Below are 19,724 nucleotides of genomic sequence, written 5' to 3'. Positions count from 1 at the left end.
CAAGATGCTCAACGAGCGCCTGGGCAAGATCCACTTCTGGACGCTTTTCCTGGGCTTCCACGCCACCTTCCTGATCCAGCACTGGCTCGGCGTCATCGGCATGCCCCGCCGGTACGCGGACTACCTGCCCGAGGACGAATTCACCGTCATGCACCAGTTCTCCACCGTCGGCTCCTTTATCCTGGGTGCCTCGCTGATCCCGTTCTTCTGGAACGTGTACGTCACCTGGCGCAGCGGCAAAAAGGTCGAGGTGGACGATCCGTGGGGCTTCGGCGGCTCGCTCGAGTGGGCCACCTCCTGCCCGCCGCCGCGGCACAACTTCACCTCGCTGCCGCGCATCCGCTCCGAGCGCCCCGCCCTGGACCTGCACCACCCGGAGCTGGCCCCGCGAAGCCACGGGCACGAAGACGAGGACTCCGCCCCCGCCAAAGTCCTCGGCCCCGCCGACCGCTCGCAAGGTCCGGCACCGGACGCCGGACAGCGATAAGGGGCAGGGGCGGGACACACACCACGCCGCCCTGGCCCTCGCTCCCGGCTCCATCCCGGCCAGCTGTACCGGCAGGCCTCTGCGGCGAGCGTGACGTCCAGGTCTTCCGTGCCCGGCGCCGGCCTGCTCCGCAGCGATGCCGCCTGGCCGCCGTGACTCGGCATGGCCCGCACACGCATGCACGGGACCATGAAGTCGCTCCCCAAGATGCAGCGCCAGAGCGGAACAATGGTCCCCGGCAATCCCCGGCCAGGCCGTTAAAGAGTTGAAGTGCAGTACCGGCAGCGACAGTGTCAACATGGTGCCGGCCGCGGCCATGCCCCACTCCGGGCAACGGTGCGAAGCGAGGCGGTGATGTGGACAAAGGTGGCAAGGATCAGCGGGAGCCCCTGTGTCCGGCCTTGCCGCTGGACAGGCCTGCCAGCGGTTGGCCTGCGGCCAACCCGATGATGGTAGGTGACATAAAGGAGTCTGTACCGGCGGCCGCGGGAGGGGCGGGCAGGATAATCTCAGGGCTGCCCGGCAGCGTCGGGGAGTCAGGGGGAGATAAGTGGGGGTGGAGCCAGCATTCCTGCCAGTTCCTCCCACAGGCAGGCAAGGGTGGCCGTGCCTGCCAGGAGGGTTTCCACGTGGACGCTCTCGTCGCTGTCGTGCCAGACGTCCTCGATCAGGCCCGTACCGAAGAACAGCACCGGAGCATCCAGCCTCGAGGCCAGCAGCTCGGCCGGCCCGCCGCCGGCATTGCCCATCCGTCCCACGTGGCCGGTCCTGAACCCCAGCCGCATGGCCCGGTCGAGGGCGTCAAGGGCGGGATGGTCGGGTGTCCGGTAAGGCTCCTGGGCGGTTTCGACGTCGACGGCCAGGTCGTAGTCGAAACCTCCGCCAATGCTTTCGGCGACCCAGCGGCGCAGCTGCGCCGCGACGTCCTGGACTGTCTGGCCGGTCACGGTGCGGATGCTCAGTTTCACGGACGCTGCAGCGGGGATGCAGGCGCGGGTGATGCCCACGGGATCCCCCGCGATCAGGCTGACGACTTCGACCGCCGGGCGCTCCCAAAGCCGCTCCAGGACCGTATAACCTTCCTCGCCGCCGATGCTGCGGGTGTTGGACCGGTCCAGCCAGTCCTTCTCATCGAACGGCAGGGCTGCGAGTTCGGCCTGGCGGCGGGCCGACATCCCGTCCACCGAATCGTAGAAGCCGGGCAGCGTGATCCTGCCCTTGTCGTCGTGCAGCTGCGCCAGCAGGCGGCTGAGCTCGAAGATAGGGTTGGGCGCCGTGCCGGAGCCCGTTCCGCTGTGCACGTCCCTGAGCGGGCCGTAGATTTCCAACTCGGCCTCGACCATGCCCCGCACGCTGGTGCAGAGCGCCGGATGGTCCGCATGCCAGAGCAGGGTATCCGAAAAGAGGACGACGTCGGCGTCCAGCCTCCCACGGTTGTCCTCCAGCAGCCCGGCCAGCTGCCCCGACCCGGTCTCCTCCTCGCCTTCGATGATGAATTTCAGGTTGACCGCCGGAGCAGGGCGCCCGGTGGCGGCCAGGTGGGCGCGGATTCCCCACAGGTGCGCCATGACCTGGCCCTTGGCATCGGAACTTCCGCGGCCGTAGAGCCGGCCGTCGCGCAGCACCGGATCGAACGGAGCGGTTTGGTCCCAGTTTTCTTCCTTGACGGCGCGGACGTCGTGGTGGCTGTAGACCAGCACGGTCGGGGCCCCGGGAGCGCCGCACCATTCGGCGAACACGGCGGCGCTTCCGCCGGCAGGCCAGATCTCCACAGTCGGGAACCCCACGTCCCGCAGCTCCGCGGCCAGCCAGTTGGCCGAACGGATCAGTTGGTGCGCCCGCTCCGGTACTCCGGCCACGGACGGGATCCGGACCCAGCCGGCCAGCCGGTCGAGCAGTTCCGGCATATGCTCCTGCAAGTAGCCGTGGACGTCGCCCGGATCCTGCATCTGCGGCCTCCCTCAGTTAGCCCGGCAAAATGGCCGGTGCAGCCGGCCGGAGCGGTGGAGCCGCCGCCGGCTGCACCGGAACGGAATGGGTGTGTTCGATGGCGTCCAGCACTACCGCTTTGCGGCTGCCGGTCGCCATCATGACTTCCCGCTGCCGCCGGGACCCGGTACCGCGGGAGAGGACACGCGCCAATCCCAGCCGGACCTGTTCCTCGTCCCCGGAGTCGAGCAGGACCGGACGGATGTGCTTCAGCAGGGCCTCGACGGCTTCGGCGGCGGTGCAGGGGGTCAGCAGCAGGGGGTGGACGAGTTGGCCCTCCACTCCGGACCTGCTGGCCTGCCAGCCTGCCAGTCTCAGCTGTGCTGCGGAAGCCTTCGGCACGGGCAGCCCGGCTCGCCACTGCCGGGCAGCGGTCTCCACCAGGGCCCGGACCACTGCCGCAAGTGCTGCGGTATCGGAAGCCTCCAGGCACACATCGCCGATCCGGACCTCGACCGTCGGATGGTTTTGCGACAGTCGCGCGTCGAAATAGACCATGCCCTCGTCCAGCAGTACCCCGGCGGCCAGCATCGATTCTATGTGCGCCCGGTAGGCAGCGGCGGAACCGAAAACTTCGCACGGGCCTGCACTCGGCCACCGGTTCCACGCCTGGTACCTGAAACTCTCGTACCCGCTGTCCTTGCCCTGCCAAAAGGGCGAATTAGCGCTCAGGGCCAGCAGTACCGGCAGCCAGATCCGTATCCGGTCCAGCACGGCGACGCCTTCTTCAGGCGAAGCGACGCCGACATGGATATGCAGGCCACAGGTCAGCTGTTCCTTCAGCGTCAACCCGAACCGCTGGGCCATGTCCAGGTACCGCGGCGACGGAACAGTATGGGTCGCATGCCTGCCTACACTCGTACCGAGCGCCACGGCCCGGGCCCCGGCGGCCCGGGCAGCCTCATCCGCGCGGGCCCGCCCGCCGCTGACGGCGGCAACCAGTTCGTCAAGGGTGGAACACACCGGACTGACGGCTTCCAGCTGTTCCTGCTTCAGCTCGAGCGTGAGCGTGCAGCCGGCGCTGTTGCCGCCGGCCCCCGTCCGCGCCAGTGAAGATTCGGCGACGGCCACAGGCCTTGCCGTTCGTTCATCCACCAGCAGGAATTCCTCTTCGACCCCGAAAGTGCGGTTATTCCACTGGGGGTGGCCGGCAGCTGCCTCCGTGAAGCCGTCCATTGAATACCTCACATGTGAAAGGTCCAAGGCCGCTGCTGAACCCACCTTGAGGTTACATCAAGCACCTCTCCCCTGCTAGGGCAGGACCGCGTGCCCGTGGACTGCTGCGGGAGCAGGGAACCCGGGCCACGGTTTGCGATGCGCTCATCGAGCATGGTCCACGACGGGGCAGCCGCTGAGCGTTCAGTCTCGCGGCAGGGCGGTACCCACCAGGTCCAGGTTCACTACTGCCGGCTCGGCGGTGGTGATGACCTTGCGGGAGTAGGTGTGGAACGTCTCGGCCTCGACCGCCGTCAGCACATATCGTCCCGGCGGCGGCAGCTGCAGTTCGTAGTGGCCGCTGCGGTCCGTCCGGGTGGAGGCGACGAACTCGCCCGAGGCGGCGGTCAGCGCCACGAGCGCGCCCGGCAGGGATTCGCCGTCGCGCAGGACCCAGCCGGTCAGCGAGAGCCGGTGCCGCAGGTGGATGCGTTCCTCATGGCCCTCGCCGGGGAACTCCACGATCCTTGAGCGCGGCACCCAGCCGTCCGCGGTGGCAACCACCAGGTATTCGCCGGGGCCGGGCAGTGCCAGCGAAAACCTGCCCTCGGCATCGGCGCGGCTCCAGTCCACCGGTTCCCCGGTGGTTTTCAGGACAGTGGTGACGGCGTGCGGGAGCGGGTTCTCCTCGCCGGTCAGCACGCAGCCATGCACCACTGTCTCGGCGCTTTCACCCGCCGGGGTGACGGCCGGCAGCCGGGCCGGGACGGCTTCGGCGGGCACCGGTTCGGGCCGCGGGATGAACCAGACCAGGGCGCACGCGGCCAGCGATGCCAGCGCGGCGATCCAGAACACATCCTGGAACGCCTCCAGGGACGGCAGCTGAACCCCGGCGTGGGCGGCGGTGACGGAGGAGAGGACGACGGCGACCACGGCGCTGGAGGTGGAGGTGCCGATGGCGCGCAGCAGGGCGTTGAGCCCGTTGGCCGAGGCAGTTTCCGTGATCGGGACATTGGCCATGATCAGGCTGGGCATCGCGGCGTAAGCCACCGCCGAGCCGACGCTGACCACCGTGGCGCCCAGGATCACGGCCGCCATCGAGTCGCTGAAGAACACCCGGGCCACATAGCCGGCCGCCATGACTGCGGAGCCGGCCAGGAGCGTGGCCTTCCCGCCGAACCGGTTGATCATGGCACCGGAGACCGGGGAGAACAGGACCATGGCCAGGCCGGAGGGGATCATGGCCACACCGGCGGCAATCGGGCTGAGGCCGAAGCCATAGCCTGTCCCGGCGGGCAGCTGCAGCTGCTGGGCGCTCAGGAGCATGTTGGCGAAGAGGGCGAAGCCGACCAGCACCGAGGCGGCATTGGTCAGCAGGACCGGGCGGCGTCCGGAGGTGCGCAGGTCCACCAGCGGCTGGCTGACCTTGAGCGAATACGGGAACCAGACGGCCAGCACCACCAGGGTGAGCACGAAGAGCAGGAGGACCGGTTCGCTGCCCCAACCCCAGCTGCCGCCCTTGGAGATGGCCAGCAGCAAAGCGGTGAGCGCCACGGAGAGCAGGAAGGCGCCAAGATAGTCGAACCGCCCGCCCGCCTTGACCTCGGACTCGGCGACCACCGCGAGCACGCCGGCCAGCAGGAGCACGCCGGTGGCCGCCGAGAGCCAGAAGATCACTTCCCAGCCGGCCTTTTCGAACAGCCAGCCACCCAGCGGCAGGCCAAGCGCCCCGCCGATGCCCAGCGTGGCACTCATGACGGCGATGGCCGAACCGACCTTTTCCCGCGGCAGTTCGTCCCGCATGATGCTGATGCCTACCGGAATCAGCGCCGAGGAGAAACCCTGCAGGGCCCGGCCGGCGACCACGGCGGCAAAGCTGCCGCCGAGCGCGGCAACCACCGATCCGGCCACCATGAGCAGAATGCACACGACCATCATCAGGCGCTTGCCGAACATGTCCGCCAGCCGCCCGACGATCGGCGTCGCTACCGCAGAGGTGAGCAGGGTGGCGGTCACTAGCCAGGACACATCCTCGGCGGAGACGCCCAGCAGTTGCTGGAAGTCCGGCAACAGCGGCACCACCATGGTCTGCAGCAGGGCCACCACCGTCCCGGCCAGGCAGAGCACCGTAATTACCGCCCAGGCGGGCATGCGCTGGCGGGCGGAGGAGCGGAGCATGGGGTTCCTTGGTGACGTCGCGCTGTGGCGGCCGGTGCGGCCCTGTACGGAAAATCTACACCGGACCATACGCAGGCCAGCCCGCGGCGGGCCGGCTCCAGGTTGTCGGCGGCGGGACATACGCTGAAGACAACCAGGAGGTTGCCATGCACTGTTCCATTGTTCCGCCCTACCTGCTGCGCCGGATTGCCCGGCTGGAGCGGGACAGCCTGCAGCCGGCGGCCGAGGCGGCCCGGCGCGCGCTCCTGCGCACGGCGGGGCTGAACCGGACCCGGCAGGCCAAGGTCCGGCAGCTCTCCGCCGTTCTCCCGGCACCGTCAGTGCTGCACCCCGGGCCGGAGCCGGCCAGGGGGCCGGAAGCCTGGGCAGAGCTGGCCCCGGACCGCCAGATCAACGATGCACAGCATGGCGAGCGGCTGCCCGGAAAGCGGGTGCGCAGCGAGGGCCGGCCGCCGGTCGCCGATCCGGTGGTGAATGAGGCCTATGACGGGCTGGGCTCCACCTTCGAGCTGTTTGCCCGGGTCTACGGGCGCAATTCGCTTGATGACGCCGGCGAAGTCCTGCGCGCTACGGTCCATTACGGACAGGACTACGACAACGCCTTCTGGAACGGCACCCGGATGGTGTTCGGCGACGGGGACGGGCAGATCCTCAAGGGATTCACCGGTTCGCTGTCGGTGATCGGGCACGAGCTGACGCACGGGGTCGTCCAGTACACCGCCAATTTCGCCTACCAGGGGCAGTCCGGGGCCCTGAACGAATCCATGGCCGACGTCTTCGCCGTCCTGGTGGAGCAGTACGCGCTGCGGCAGACCGCCGCGGAAGCAAGCTGGCTGATCGGGGAGGGGCTGTTCACCGACCAGGTCAGCGGCGTGGCGCTGCGCTCGCTGAAGGAACCGGGCACCGCCTACGACGACGACGTCCTTGGCAAGGACCCGCAGCCGGGCAGCATGGCCGGCTATGTCCAGACCAGCGACGACAACGGCGGCGTCCATCTGAACTCGGGCATTCCCAACCGCGCCTTTGCCCTGCTGGCCCTGCGCCTGGGCGGGTATGCGTGGGAGCGGGCCGGCCTGATCTGGTACGACGCCCTGACCGGGCCGGACGTGGGAGCGCAGACGGATTTCGCCGGATTCGTCCGGGCCACTGAATCCGCGGCCGTCAAGCGGTACGGTAGGGATTCGGAGGAATATGCCGCCCTGGCTGCGGCCTGGGCAGCGGTGGGCCTGATGGACTAGGCCGGCCGCCAGGGAGGAGCGGCAGCGGGACGGGCGGGACACGATGAGGATCTCTGTCAAGCGCACCGGAGGATTTGCCGGTCTGACCAGGCGCTGGTCCGTGGAGGTGGGCGGCGACGAGCTCGAACGGGACTGGCGCGAAGTCATCGAGGCGTGCCCGTGGGAAGCCGTCCCGGCGCAGGAGAACCAGCCGGACCGCTTCATCTACGACATCCAGGCAGGGGAGCGCCAGGCGACGCTGCCCGAACGCGAGTTGACCGGGCCATGGCTGAGGCTGGTGGACATGGCCCGCAGGGCGGCCGGTCAGCAGTCGGGCTGAACCAGCCAGAGGCTGTACTCGTGCAGGTCCACGATCCTGCGCGCGCCGAGGCCGTCCTCCCGGATCCACGCGACGCCAAGTCCCGGGGCAACGTCCTCCACCCGGCCCCGGCAGCGGACATCGTTCAGGTCGCGGGCTTCGATGTGCGTTCCCGGCAGCAGCCCGGACAGATCGTCCAGACGGACCGGCCGGCCGGCGGGTTCCAAGGTCATGGCCAACCTCCTGATCGGACCGGGGTCCGGGACTACGTGCCCGGACCTCTCGTCGTCGGTTCCATGCTCGCCCCGTGCTGTTGCCGCTGCGTTTCCGCCAGGTAAGGAGTGCGGAACAACGGCGGACGGGCCCGGCGGCGCCGGGGCGGCCTGTTCCGGGAGTGTCCCTCCCGTAGGCTGTCGGCATGAAGTTCAACGACCTGCTCATTGATGCCTACGGGCGGGCCCAGGAGCGCGTGCACGCCATCCTCGAGGGCCTGGCCCCCGGAGAACTCATGGTGCGTCCCGGGGGCGGAGGCAACTCCATCGCCTGGCTCATCTGGCACCTGACACGCGTGCAGGACGACCACATCTCCGACGTCGCCGGCACCGAACAGCTGTGGACGGCCCAAGGCTGGGCAGCACGGTTCGCACTGGACCTGGAGGTGGCGGACACCGGCTATGGACACAGTTCCGCCCAGGTGGACCTGGTCCGCGTCCCCTCGGCCGGGCTGCTCCGGGACTATTTCGACGCCGTGCACGGGCACACCGTGAGCTACCTGCGCGGGCTGGCCGAGGAGGACCTGGACCGGATCGTGGACACCCGCTGGGACCCGCCGGTCACCTTGGGCGTGCGCCTGGTCAGCGTCGTCGATGACTGCCTGGAACACTGCGGCCAGGCCGCCTACGTCAAGGGCATGGTCCGGCGCGGGGAGGCGTAGCGGCCCGTGCCGGCGCCGGCGCTTGTTTGGAGCCAGCGCCAGCGGCTAGGATTCTTATAGCCATAATTCAATAACAGCCTTCGACATGCGGCGGGAGAGTCCTGCTGAATCCGGCAGGCGCCGTAGGAGCAAATCCTCCCCAGGAATCTCTCAGGCACCTGTACCGCCGCGGACAGGCAACTCTGGAAAGCAGCCAGTCAGCGTACTGGTTCACCGACGGTGCAAGCCGGACCCGACCATTCCTCGGGCCGCGCGGAATCTCTCAGGTCCCAGACAGAGCGGGGAGGAACCCACATCCACAGGTATGTACGCATACCGGCGAATAACTGGAGTTCCTTTCATGACGGTTCAACCGACCATCGCTGTCTTCGCCGACCGCCACATTGGCCCGCGTGGCAACGATGCCGAGAAGATGCTCAGGCAGCTCGGCTATGACAGCCTCGACGCCCTGGTGGACGCCGCCGTGCCGGCGGACATCCGCCAGTCCGCGCCGCTGGACCTGCCGCCGGCCCGCAGCGAGTCCGAAGTCCTGGCGGACCTGCGCGCCCTGGCAGCCAGGAACGTCACGGCCGTGCAGATGATCGGCCAGGGGTACTACGACACCATCACGCCGCCGGTGATCCGCCGCAATATCGTGGAAAACCCCGCCTGGTACACCGCCTACACCCCGTACCAGCCCGAAATCTCCCAGGGCCGGCTCGAGGCCCTGCTGAACTTCCAGACCATGGTCGAGGATCTGACCGGGCTGCCGATCGCCAATGCCTCGCTGCTGGACGAGGCCACCGCTGTGGCCGAGGCCGTGCTGCTGATGCGCCGCACCAACAAGGCCCGCGCCGAGGGCAAGACGGTCCTGGACGCCGACCTGCTCCCGCAGACCATCGCCGTCGTCAAGGGCCGGGCCGAGGCCCTGGACTTCGAGGTCGAGGTCGCCGACCTGTCCGCGGGCCTGCCCGAAGGCGAGATCTCCGGCATCGTGCTGCAGCAGCCGGGCGTCTCCGGCCGCGTGTTCGACCACTCCGGAATCATTGCCGCAGCCAAGGAACGCGGCGCCATGGTCACCGTGGCCGCCGACCTGCTGGCCCTGACCCTGATCACCCCTCCCGGCGAGCAGGGCGCGGACATCGCCGTGGGCAATTCCCAGCGCTTCGGCGTGCCGCTGTTCTTCGGCGGCCCGCACGCGGCCTACATGGCCGTGCGCAAGGGCCTGGAGCGCTCCCTGCCCGGGCGCCTGGTCGGCGTCTCCAAGGATGCGGCCGGGACCCCGGCCTACCGGCTGGCGCTGCAGACCCGCGAACAGCACATCCGCCGCGAGAAGGCCACCTCCAACATCTGCACCGCGCAGGCCCTGCTGGCCATCTGCGCCAGCATGTACGCGGTCTACCACGGTCCCGAGGGCCTGAAGGCGATCGCGCAGCACGTACACAACTCGGCGCGCACCCTCGCTGCCGTGCTGGCCGGCGCCGGCCTGGAGCTGGTCTCGGACACCTTCTTCGACACCCTGACCGTGAAGGTCCCGGGCCGCGCGGAGGCTGTGATCAAGGCTGCCGAGGCCAAGGGCGTGAACCTGCGGGTGATCGACGCCGACCACGTGGGCATCTCCACCGGTGAGGGCACGACCGCGGAACACCTGGCGCTGGTCGCCGAGGCCTTCGGCGTGGGCGGTTCCACCGCGGAAATTACAGAGGAAATCGCAGCGCAGGTTGCCGGCGCCGCTTCCGCCGCCGGCTTCGAGCTCGGCGAAGACCTGCTGCGCACCTCCTCCTACCTGCAGCACCCGGTGTTCCACAGCCACCGCTCCGAGACCCAGATGATGCGCTACCTGCGCCGGCTCTCCGACCGGGACCTGGCCCTGGACCGGACCATGATTCCGCTGGGCTCGTGCACCATGAAGCTCAACGCCACCGCGGAAATGGAGTCCATCACCTGGCCTGAATTCGCCACCATCCACCCGTTCGCCCCGAAGCACCAGACCGCCGGCTGGCGGGAGCTGATCGAGGACCTGGAAGCCCGGCTCTCGGCCATCACCGGCTACGCGGGCGTGTCCATCCAGCCCAACGCCGGCTCGCAGGGCGAGTACGCCGGGCTGCTGGCCATCCGCAACTACCAGGTCGCCCGCGGCGAGGCACAGCGGACCATCTGCCTGATCCCGGCCTCGGCCCACGGCACCAACGCCGCCTCCGCGGTGCTGGCCGGTATGCAGGTCGTCGTCGTCGCCACCGCCGCGGACGGCACCATCGACCACGAGGACCTGGCTGCCAAGATCGAGCAGCACAAGGACGAACTGGCCGGCATCATGATCACCTACCCGTCCACCCACGGGGTCTACGACGCCGACGTGCGCCAGGTCTGCGACTGGGTGCACGCTGCCGGCGGGCAGGTCTACATCGACGGCGCCAACCTCAACGCCCTGGTCGGCCTGGCCCAGCCGGGCCAGTTCGGCGGCGACGTGTCCCACCTGAACCTGCACAAGACCTTCTGCATCCCGCACGGCGGCGGCGGCCCGGGCGTCGGCCCGGTGGCCGTGGCCGAGCACCTGGTGCCGTTCCTGCCGGGGAACGCGGCTGCGGCGGGCACCGCCGACGATACAGCCAAGGGCGTCCCGGTGTCCGCCTCGGAGTACGGCTCCGCCGGCGTGCTGCCGATTTCCTGGGCCTACGTGGCCATGATGGGCGGCGAGGGCCTGACCGAGGCGACCAAGAACGCGCTGCTGGCGGCGAACTACGTCGCCTCGCGCCTGAACGAGCACTTCCCGGTGCTCTACACCGGCAACGCCGGCCTGGTGGCCCACGAGTGCATCCTGGACCTGCGCGAGGTGACCGCCCGGACCGGGGTCACCGCCGAGGACGTGGCCAAGCGCCTGATCGACTACGGCTTCCACGCCCCCACCCTGGCCTTCCCGGTGGCCGGCACCCTGATGGTCGAACCCACCGAGTCCGAGGACCTGGGCGAGATCGAGCGGTTCATCGACGCGATGATCTCGATCAAGGGCGAGATCGACCAGGTCGCCAACGGCGAGTTCAGCGTGGAGGAGTCCCCGCTGCGCCTGGCACCGCACACGGCCGCGGCAGCCATCAGCAGCGACTGGAACCGCAAGTACAGCCGGGAGCAGGCGGTCTTCCCGCTGCCGGTGCTGAAGATGGACAAGTACTTTGCCCCGGTCGGCCGGATCGACGGCGCCGCCGGGGACCGGAACCTGATCTGCTCCTGCCCGCCGCCCGAAGCATTTGCGAACTAAGGAAAGGTGCATCGGACGATGAGCACTGGCACCACTACCGGCCGCTACACGGCCCTGCAGGAGCAGCACCAGAAGCTGGGCGCCTCCTTCACCGACTTCGGCGGCTGGCAGATGCCGCTGAAGTACGGCAGCGAACTGGCCGAGCACCACGCCGTCCGCGCCGCCGCCGGCCTGTTCGACCTCTCCCACATGGGCGAGGTCTGGGTCGAGGGTCCGGAAGCCGCCAAGTTCCTGGATTATGCCCTGGTCGGCAACCTGGGCGCGGTCGCTCCCGGCAGGGCCAAGTACTCGCTGATCTGCAATGCCGACGGTGGGATCATCGACGATTTGATCTCCTACCGCCGTCCGGCCACCGGCAAGGGGGACCGGTACCTGGTGGTGCCCAACGCCGGCAATGCCGCCACCGTCGCCGCCGAACTCACCGCGCGGGCTGCAGGCTTCGACGTCACGGTCACCGACGCCTCGGCGGCGACCTCGCTGGTCGCGGTGCAGGGGCCTGCAGCCCAGCAGATCCTGCTCAAGCTCATTCCGGCCGGCCACCACCGGACGGTGCAGGAGCTGAAGTACTACGCCGCCGAGGACGTAGAGTTCACCTTCGGCTCCGGGGCCCACAAGCTGCTGCTGGCCCGCACCGGCTACACCGGCGAGGACGGCTTCGAGATCTACGTCCCGAACGAGTCCGCCGCCGCGCTGTGGGAGGCGCTGCTGGCGGTGGGCCAGGAGTCCGGGCTCATCCCGGCAGGCCTGGCCTGCCGCGACTCGCTGCGGCTGGAAGCCGGCATGCCGCTCTACGGCAACGAACTCTCCCTGCAGGTCACCCCGTTCGAGGCAGGCCTCGGCCCGGTGGTCTCCTTTAAGAAGGAGTCGGATTTCGTCGGCCGATCGGCCCTCGAGGCCCGGAAGGCCGAGGGGCCGAAGCGCAGGCTGGTAGGCCTGAGGGGCCTGGGCCGGCGTGCCGCGCGCTCGCACTACCCGGTGCTCAAGGACGGCGCCGTGGTCGGCGAGGTGACCTCCGGCCAGCCGAGCCCCACCCTGGGCTACCCGGTGGCCCTGGCGTACGTAGACGCCGGGCTCGCGGTGCCCGGGACCAGGCTCGATGCCGACCTGCGCGGCAAGGCGGAGCCGTTCGAGGTTGTCGAACTGCCGTTCTACAAGCGCGAAAAGTAGTTTGCCGGCGGCCCCGGCGACATTCCCACGCGCTTAGACACCTCCGCTCGTCCCTCGCTGCGGCGATGCGCGCTTAGGGAATGTTGCCGGCTCCGCTTCCGGCTGTCCCGAGATTTTCATTCAGACTTTCGAAAGGTTCCACTATGAGCAAGGTTCTGTCCGGTCTGCGGTACTCCGATGAGCACGAGTGGGTTGACGGCTCCAGCCCCGTGAAGGTGGGCATCTCGCAGGTGGCCGCGGACGCCCTCGGCGACGTGGTGTACGTCGACCTGCCCGAGGCCGGCACCACCATCACCGCCGGCCAGTCCTGCGGCGAGGTCGAGTCCACCAAGTCCGTGTCCGACCTCTACGCGCCGGTTTCCGGCGAGGTGGCCGAGGTCAACCAGGCCGCCATCGACGATCCGAGCCTGCTGAATTCGGATCCGTACGGCGAGGGCTGGCTGTTCACCGTCAACGTCTCCGAAGAGGGCCCGCTGCTCTCGGCCGAGGAGTACGCCTCCAAGAACGGCGGTGAACTCGGATGAGCATCCAGGCAGTGGCCAGCACCAGCCTCAACGCCGATCTGGGCGAGCTGGATCCGGAAATCGCCGCGCAGATCGACAACGAGCTGCGCCGCCAGCAGACCGGCCTGGAGATGATCGCCTCGGAGAACCACACCGCGGTTGCCGTCATGCAGGCGCAGGGCTCGGTAGTGACCAACAAGTACGCCGAGGGCTACCCGGGCCGGCGCTACTACGGCGGCTGTGAATACGTGGACGTCATCGAGCAGCTGGCCATCGACCGGGCCAGGGCCCTGTTCGGCGCCGGATACGCCAATGTGCAGCCGCACTCCGGCGCCCAGGCGAACGCCTCGGTGATGCACGCGCTGATCAAGCCCGGGGACACCATCCTGGGCCTGAACCTGGCCCACGGCGGCCATCTGACCCACGGGATGAAGATCAACTTCTCCGGCAAGCTCTACAATGTGGTGGCCTACGGTGTGGCCGAAACCGACTACCGGGTGGACATGGCCGAGGTGGCCCGCCTGGCCGAAGAGCACCGGCCGCAGCTGATCGTGGCCGGCTGGTCCGCGTACCCGCGCCAGCTGGACTTCGCCGAGTTCCGCCGGATCGCCGATTCGGTGGGGGCGTACCTGATGGTGGACATGGCGCATTTCGCCGGCCTGGTGGCCGCCGGCCTGCACCCGAGCCCGGTGCCGCACGCCCACGTGGTCACCTCCACCACGCACAAGACCCTCGCCGGTCCGCGCGGCGGCATCATCCTGACCAACGACGCGGAGATCGCCAGGAAGGTCAACTCCGCGGTCTTCCCCGGCCAGCAGGGCGGGCCGCTGGAGCACGTCATCGCCGGCAAGGCGGTGGCGTTCAAGATCGCCGCCTCCGAGGAGTTCGCCCAGCGCCAGCGCCGCACCCTCGACGGTGCGAAGATCCTGGCCGACCGCCTCTCCGCCCCGGATGTGGCGGCCAAGGGCATCACGGTGCTGACCGGCGGCACCGACGTGCACCTGGTCCTGGTGGACCTGCGCCACTCGGAGCTGGACGGACAGCAGGCCGAGGACCGCCTCGCGGAAATCGACATCACGGTCAACCGCAATGCGGTCCCGTTCGACCCGCGCCCGCCGATGGTCACCTCCGGCCTGCGGATCGGCACTCCGGCGCTGGCCACCCGCGGCTTCGGTGAGGAGGCGTTCGCCGAGGTCGCCGACGTGATTGCCGAGGCTCTCACCGCGGGCCCGGAGGCGGATCTGTCCGGCCTCAAGGCCCGTGTGGAGGCCCTGGCGGCGGCCCACCCGCTCTACCCGCAGCTGGCTACGCTGACCTGACCGGTCCAACGTTCCGCGGGCCCGGCATCGCTCGATTCCGGGCCCGCGGCGTAGGGGCACCAACCTGTGATACCGCTCACGCACCTGTGGGCACCCTTTTGGAAACGAGGCATGACACCCAATGGCTATCAGCGTCTTTGACCTGTTCACGGTGGGCATCGGCCCGTCCAGCTCCCACACGGTGGGGCCGATGCGCGCCGCCCACCAATTCACCGCCCGGCTGGCCAAGGAGGGCCGGCTGGAGAGCGTGGCCGGGCTGCGTGTGGACCTGTACGGTTCGCTGGCCGCCACCGGCCGGGGCCACGGCACGTTCACCGCGGTGCTGCTGGGACTGGAAGGCTTCGAACCCGAGACCATCCTGCCGGCCGAAGTCGACGAGGCCCTGGCCCGGATCGAGGACACCGGCATCCTGCGTCTGGGCGCGGAACTGGTTGCCGGTGCCGACCAGGCCAGGCCCATCACCTATTCGGTGGCGGACATGGTGCTGCACCCGCTGACGGTGCTGCCCAGGCACACCAACGGCATGAAGTTCGCCGTCCTTGACGCCGCCGGGCAGGTCCTGGTCGAGGAAACCTACTTCTCCGTGGGCGGCGGCTTCATTATCCGTGAAGGCGCCGAGGACGCCGTCCTGGACCGGCTCGAATCCACCCTGGCCGAGCAGCCCTACCCCTTCCGCACTGCCGCCGAGATGCTCGGGCACTGCAAGGACACCGGGCTGGGCATCAGCGGGGTCATGATGGCCAACGAACTGACCTTCCGCAGCGAGGAGCAGATCCGCGCCGGCCTGCTGCACATTTGGGACGTGATGGAGGAGTGCAAGAACTCCAGCCTGGGCCGGACCGGCGAGCTGCCGGGCGGACTGAAGGTCCGCCGCCGTGCCCCGGACTGGCACGCGCGCCTGTCGGCCCAGGACCCGGACAGGGATCCGCGGTACTGGCAGGAATGGGTCAACCTGGTGGCGCTGGCGGTCAACGAGGAGAACGCCTCCGGCGGCCGGGTCGTCACCGCGCCCACCAACGGCGCCGCGGGCATTATTCCGGCGGTGATGTTCTATGCCACGCATTATGCGCCGGGGATGGAAAACCCGTCCCGGGAGCAGAAGGAAGACGTGGTCGTCCGGTTCCTGCTGGCCGCCGCCGCCGTCGGCGTGCTCTACAAGGAGCAGGCCTCCATCTCCGGCGCCGAGGTGGGCTGCCAGGGCGAGGTCGGTTCGGCCTCCTCCATGGCTGCTGCGGGTCTGGCCGAGATCCTCGGCGGCAGCCCGGCCCAGGTGGAGAACGCCGCGGAGATCGCCATGGAGCACAACCTTGGGCTCACCTGCGATCCGATCGGCGGGCTGGTGCAGATCCCGTGCATCGAGCGGAACGCGATCGGCGCCGCCAAGGCCGTTAATGCCGCGAAGATGGCGATGATGGGCGACGGCACCCACCGTGTGTCCCTCGACGAGGTGATCGTGACCATGCGCGAGACCGGCAGGGACATGAGCGAGAAGTACAAGGAGACGGCGATGGGCGGCCTGGCCGTCAACGTGGTGGAGTGTTAAATTAGCCGGACTGCTCCGGCCGGACGATCCGGATATTGAAGTCCCAGCTGCCCAGGGACTGCAACAGGGCCAGCCACAGCGGCAGGTACATCTCCATGGCCCGGGCCGAGCTGATGCCGCCCAGGTCCAGGATGTCCGCCGGTGGCCAGCCGATCTGCTCCAGCAGGCCGGAAACAGTGGCCTTGGCCCCCGGATCGTCTCCGGCGACGAAGACGTTGTGGGGCCGGGGCAGCCGGTGCGGATCCACCATGACCAGGTGGTTCATGGTGTTGAAGGTCTTGACCACGCGCGCCGCGGGGAACTCGCGCTGGATCTGCTCGGCCAGGCTGTCGGTGTTGCACACGGACAGGGTCGGCGGAAAACCGCGGGAAAAATCCAGCGGATTGGCCACGTCCATGATGATCTTGCCGTCGTGCGGTGCGGTGGCGTGCAGCGCCGCCAGCGAGGCCGTGCCGGCGGTGGCGTTGACAATCAGTTCACCGTGCCCGCCGGCCTCGGCCAGCGCCACCAGCGGGATGTTGCGGTGCGCGTCGTGCCAGGGGCCGATCGGCGGGGCACCGGTGGGGGAGGTCTCCGTGCGGGCCAGCGTCTGGTCCGGGTCGCGGGTGCCGAGGACGACGGCGTGTCCGGCATGGGCGATTTTCGCTGCCAGGGCGCGTCCCGCCAGGCCGGTCCCGATGACCGAGATTTTCATGCCGCCACCGTAAACCCGGGTCTGGACCGGGTCAAGGACAGCGGCAGCGGACGGGGTCAGCGGGGAATGACGTGGAACGGGCTCATGTAGGCTTCGGCCAGGCCCACGGCCGAGAGCGCCGGGCTGGCCGAGGTCATCGCCAGCACGCCGGTCGTGAGCACCACGGCGAACAGCAGGTAGATCGCGCACAACTTGGCCAGGTACCGGTAGTCCTCGGCCAGTACCGAGGAGATGGTCGGCGGCAGCACGCCGGCCGCGATCACGTTCGGGGCGGTGTCGAACGTACCGTCGTCGAGGGTGGCCACAATGCAGTTGCGCCGGCGGTCGTAGCGGGTGGCGCAGATGCGGCTGCCGTGGCGGGCCAGCAGGATGTCCTGGCCGACGTGCTGGCGGGAACGCAAAATGGGCATGGAAGTCTCCGGATCAGAAGCTGGGGGCCGGGCTGGATTTTAGTTAGCAGCCGCAACTAAATTTTATCGGGGTGGCAGGGCTTAGCCCGCCGAAAACCGCGTGAATCCACCCACGTGGCGGTACGGTGTGCGTCACGTTCGGCCGCCGCGGGCGCCTGGACGGTGGGGCGTGGTAGTAACCTGCTGGGAGCGGGGCAGCCGGTCCCGGATCCACGAAAGGCGACCCCCCGCATCATGACGCACCAGCCCGCCGGCGCGCTGCTTTTTGTCCTGACGGCGGCGATGGGCGTGGGACCGCTGCTGAACTACGGCCTGAGCGCCACCAGCCCGCTGCTCATCGCGGACCTGCAGATCAGCGAGGGGCAGTTCGGACTGCTGGCTACGGCCGTGTTCGCCAGCGCCGCGGTGAGCAGCATCTGGCTGGGCCGGCTCAGCGACCGCATTTCCAACCGTGCCCAGCTGATCCTGATCTTCGCCGGCACCGCCGCCGCACTGGTGGTCGCCGGCTTCGCCGGGCACTATGCGGTGCTGCTGCTTGCTGCGCTGATTGCCGGTCCGGCCCAGGCCATCTCCAACCCGACCACCAACCGCATCATCATCCACCACGTCGCCCCGCCCAAGCGGCCGGGCTGGATCGGGGTCAAGCAGTCGGGGGTCCAGGGCAGCCAGCTGTTCGCCGGCTTGTTCTTCCCGGTCGTGGCGCTGTGGGCCGGCTGGCAGGGGGCGATGGCGCTGGGTGCCATCGTCGCCGTCGTCCTGCTCGCGTACGGACTGCGCCACCTGCCCGCGGAAAAGCCCGCGGTGCGGGCCGGTGCCGCCGGGGCGCCGTCCGGGACGGCGCCGGCCGGACGCTTTCCGGCGTCGGTCTGGATCTTCGCCGGCTACGCGCTGCTCGCGGGGCTGGGGATCCAGGCCACGAATGTCTACCTGCCGCTGTTCGCGGTCCGCGAGCTGGACTTCCCGCTGGTGCTCGGCGGTGTCGCCGCCGGTGTGTCCGGGGTGGTGGGCGTGAGTTCGCGCATCCTCTGGGGCCGGCGGATGGCCACGGGCGTGCGCGCCTCCACCCTGCTGATCCTGATCGCGGCCGGCGCCCTCGCCGGCGCCTTGGCGCTGCTGCTTGCCGGACTGTCCGGCAATCCCGTGCTGCTCTGGACCGGCGTCGTGCTGCACGGTGCCACGGTGCTGGGTGCCAACGTCGTGACCATGGCCGGCATCATGCGGGTGGTGCCCGCAGTCCGCGTCGGGGCGGCATCGGGCGCGGTCTCCATGGGGATGTACGCCGGCTTCGCGGCCGGGCCGCTGCTGATGGGCCTGCTGCTGGACCGGACCGGGACCTTCGATCCCGGCTGGCTGCTGATCGGCGGGGGATACCTGCTGTGCCTGCTGCTGGCGCTGGTCCTGCGCAGCTACGGCAACCGGCCGGGCACGGTGCGCTAACCCCTGCCCAGATAGGGCATGCCGCTGGCGGTGATGGTCAGCTGGTTGATGGTAGCCTGCGGCGGCAGGGTCGCCATCAGCACGACGGCGCGGGCGGCTTCCTCGACGTCGAAGGTCGGCTCCACGAGCCGCCGGCCATCCGGCTGCAGCGCCCCGCCGCCGGCGCCCAAGGCGTCGATCATCTCGGTGGAGGCGTTGCCGATGTCGATCTGGCCGCAGCTGATGCCGTACGGCCGCCCGTCCAGGTCGATGGATTTGGTCAGCCCGGTCACCGCGTGCTTGGTGGCGGCGTAGGCCACCGAGCGCGGGCGCGGGGCGTGCGCGGCAATGGAGCCGTTGTTGATGATGCGCCCGCCCTGCGGCTGCTGCGCCTTCATCAGCCGGAAGGCTTCCGCGGCGCAGAGCATGGCACCGGTCAGGTTCACCGCAACCGTGGCGTTCCAGTCCGCCAGGTCGATCTCGTCCACGCCGGCGGCCGGGCCGAAGATGCCGGCGTTGTTGAACAGCAGGTCCAGGCGGCCCCATTCCCCGGCCACCGTCCGGAACAGGCGGGCGACGTCGTCCGGGTCGGACACGTCCGCTGGAACGCACAGGGCTGAGGGGTGGCTGGCCGCGGACTCCTCCAGCGGCCCGCTGCGCCGGCCGGCCAGCGCCACCCTGAAGCCGGCCGCGAGCAACTGCCGGGCGACCGCCCGGCCGATGCCCGAGCCTGCGCCGGTGACGACGGCGGCGGGCGGCTGGTCTGCTGATGCAGGCGTCATGGGAGGACCTCCAAGATCGGCGGTTTCGAAGTTTACGCGTGTCCGGCGGCCGGCATTGACAGGAATACCTGTGGCACCGTTCACTGTATCTTACTAGTTGGAAACTTTATTCCACAATACGAAATACAAGGAAGCGCTGCGGCAGGGGATCCCTGCCCTCGCTGGAGAGGCTGCATATGACGGTCACCGAAGATTTTCCGGCATTCGCGGGCGGAACAAACCGGCCCCTGCGGGACTACGATCCGGAAGAAACCGCGGAATGGATCGAGTCCCTGGACTCGCTGGTGCAGGACCGGGGCACCGAACGCGCACAGTTCATCATGCGCTCGCTGGTGGAACGGGCAGGGTCGCGCAGCGTCAACCTGCCGATGGTCCA

Annotated in this window: 18 protein-coding genes and 2 riboswitches; of the genes, 11 read left to right on the top strand and 7 right to left on the bottom strand. The window is 69.2% G+C overall.

Translation table 11 applies throughout. From position 1 onward, the window contains the following. Positions 1-487 (top strand): cbb3-type cytochrome c oxidase subunit I (locus HGG74_RS21405; RefSeq protein WP_246262697.1); only part of this gene is annotated, 487 nt, incomplete at its 5' end. A 536-nt stretch (positions 488-1,023) separates the two neighbouring features. Here HGG74_RS21405 and HGG74_RS06080 read toward each other — a convergent pair. The 3 genes from HGG74_RS06080 to HGG74_RS06070 all read right to left on the bottom strand — a co-directional run bounded on the left by HGG74_RS06080 (position 1,024) and on the right by HGG74_RS06070 (position 5,809). Then, complete coding sequence (locus HGG74_RS06080) at positions 1,024-2,436, bottom strand: M20/M25/M40 family metallo-hydrolase (protein ID WP_168485471.1); 1,413 nt, start codon at positions 2,434-2,436, stop codon at positions 1,024-1,026. Positions 2,437-2,452: 16 nt separating this feature from the next. After that, positions 2,453-3,652 carry a glutamate--cysteine ligase gene (locus HGG74_RS06075; protein ID WP_168485470.1) on the bottom strand — a complete coding sequence of 400 codons (1,200 nt, stop codon included), beginning with the start codon at positions 3,650-3,652 and terminating at the stop codon, positions 2,453-2,455. 183 nt (positions 3,653-3,835) lie between these two features. Beyond that, on the bottom strand, positions 3,836-5,809 hold the full coding sequence (locus tag HGG74_RS06070) for an MFS transporter (RefSeq protein ID WP_168485469.1): 1,974 nt from the start codon (positions 5,807-5,809) through the stop codon (positions 3,836-3,838). Between the two features lie 146 nt (positions 5,810-5,955). On the opposite strand from HGG74_RS06070, the gene HGG74_RS06065 reads away from it, so the two are divergent. Continuing rightward, positions 5,956-7,047, top strand: a complete 1,092-nt coding sequence (locus HGG74_RS06065; RefSeq protein ID WP_168485468.1) for a M4 family metallopeptidase — start codon at positions 5,956-5,958, stop codon at positions 7,045-7,047. A gap of 43 nt (positions 7,048-7,090) precedes the next feature. Then, positions 7,091-7,366, top strand: coding sequence for a protealysin inhibitor emfourin (locus tag HGG74_RS06060; RefSeq protein ID WP_168485467.1), 276 nt, complete (start codon positions 7,091-7,093; stop codon positions 7,364-7,366). Here HGG74_RS06060 and HGG74_RS06055 read toward each other — a convergent pair. Further along, positions 7,351-7,578: a hypothetical protein gene (locus tag HGG74_RS06055; RefSeq protein WP_246262696.1), complete on the bottom strand. Its 228-nt coding sequence runs from the start codon at positions 7,576-7,578 to the stop codon at positions 7,351-7,353. The two genes, HGG74_RS06060 and HGG74_RS06055, sit on opposite strands and share 16 nt — an antisense overlap. Before the next feature lie 185 nt (positions 7,579-7,763). Here HGG74_RS06055 and HGG74_RS06050 point away from each other — a divergent pair, with 185 nt between their 5' ends. From HGG74_RS06050 to HGG74_RS06025, 6 genes are all read left to right on the top strand, one after another. Beyond that, a complete protein-coding gene (locus tag HGG74_RS06050) occupies positions 7,764-8,279 on the top strand; it encodes a mycothiol transferase (RefSeq protein WP_168485466.1) in 516 nt (171 codons plus the stop codon). An 81-nt stretch (positions 8,280-8,360) separates the two neighbouring features. Next, positions 8,361-8,455, top strand: a riboswitch (glycine riboswitch). Continuing rightward, positions 8,456-8,566, top strand: a riboswitch (glycine riboswitch). Positions 8,567-8,619: 53 nt separating this feature from the next. Further along, entirely contained in the window at positions 8,620-11,514 is a 2,895-nt protein-coding gene (gcvP, locus tag HGG74_RS06045) for an aminomethyl-transferring glycine dehydrogenase (protein WP_168485465.1), read from the top strand. Positions 11,515-11,532: 18 nt separating this feature from the next. Continuing rightward, complete coding sequence (gcvT, locus tag HGG74_RS06040; protein WP_168485464.1) at positions 11,533-12,681, top strand: glycine cleavage system aminomethyltransferase GcvT; 1,149 nt, start codon at positions 11,533-11,535, stop codon at positions 12,679-12,681. A 143-nt stretch (positions 12,682-12,824) separates the two neighbouring features. Continuing rightward, positions 12,825-13,205 (top strand): glycine cleavage system protein GcvH, encoded by a 381-nt coding sequence (gcvH, locus tag HGG74_RS06035; protein ID WP_168485463.1) that lies wholly within the window; start codon positions 12,825-12,827, stop codon positions 13,203-13,205. Then, complete coding sequence (gene glyA / locus HGG74_RS06030; protein WP_168485462.1) at positions 13,202-14,503, top strand: serine hydroxymethyltransferase; 1,302 nt, start codon at positions 13,202-13,204, stop codon at positions 14,501-14,503. Before gcvH ends, glyA begins: the two co-directional genes overlap by 4 nt. A 121-nt stretch (positions 14,504-14,624) precedes the next feature. Further along, complete coding sequence (locus tag HGG74_RS06025) at positions 14,625-16,046, top strand: L-serine ammonia-lyase (RefSeq protein WP_168485461.1); 1,422 nt, start codon at positions 14,625-14,627, stop codon at positions 16,044-16,046. A gap of 1 nt (position 16,047) precedes the next feature. Here HGG74_RS06025 and HGG74_RS06020 read toward each other — a convergent pair whose 3' ends face one another. Together HGG74_RS06020 and HGG74_RS06015 are read right to left on the bottom strand one after the other, a co-directional pair. Next, the gene (locus HGG74_RS06020) at positions 16,048-16,740 is read right to left on the bottom strand and encodes an NADPH-dependent F420 reductase (RefSeq protein ID WP_168485460.1); all 693 of its coding nucleotides are present in this window, start codon (positions 16,738-16,740) and stop codon (positions 16,048-16,050) included. A 56-nt stretch (positions 16,741-16,796) separates the two neighbouring features. Then, entirely contained in the window at positions 16,797-17,150 is a 354-nt protein-coding gene (locus tag HGG74_RS06015) for a hypothetical protein (protein ID WP_168485459.1), read from the bottom strand. Between the two features lie 234 nt (positions 17,151-17,384). On the opposite strand from HGG74_RS06015, the gene HGG74_RS06010 reads away from it, so the two are divergent. Further along, positions 17,385-18,587 (top strand): MFS transporter, encoded by a 1,203-nt coding sequence (locus HGG74_RS06010; RefSeq protein ID WP_168485458.1) that lies wholly within the window; start codon positions 17,385-17,387, stop codon positions 18,585-18,587. On the opposite strand, the gene HGG74_RS06005 is transcribed toward HGG74_RS06010, so the two are convergent. Continuing rightward, complete coding sequence (locus HGG74_RS06005) at positions 18,584-19,348, bottom strand: SDR family oxidoreductase (protein ID WP_168485457.1); 765 nt, start codon at positions 19,346-19,348, stop codon at positions 18,584-18,586. The two genes, HGG74_RS06010 and HGG74_RS06005, sit on opposite strands and share 4 nt — an antisense overlap. Positions 19,349-19,524: 176 nt before the next feature. Here HGG74_RS06005 and HGG74_RS21400 point away from each other — a divergent pair. Further along, positions 19,525-19,724 (top strand): pyruvate dehydrogenase E1 component-related protein (locus tag HGG74_RS21400; RefSeq protein WP_246262695.1); only part of this gene is annotated, 200 nt, incomplete at its 3' end.

It is taken from the genome of Arthrobacter mobilis (assembly GCF_012395835.1).
Lineage (GTDB): Bacteria > Actinomycetota > Actinomycetes > Actinomycetales > Micrococcaceae > Crystallibacter > Crystallibacter mobilis.
Note: the sequence above shows the minus strand (reverse complement) of the source record. Positions and strands in the feature narration are given on the sequence as shown.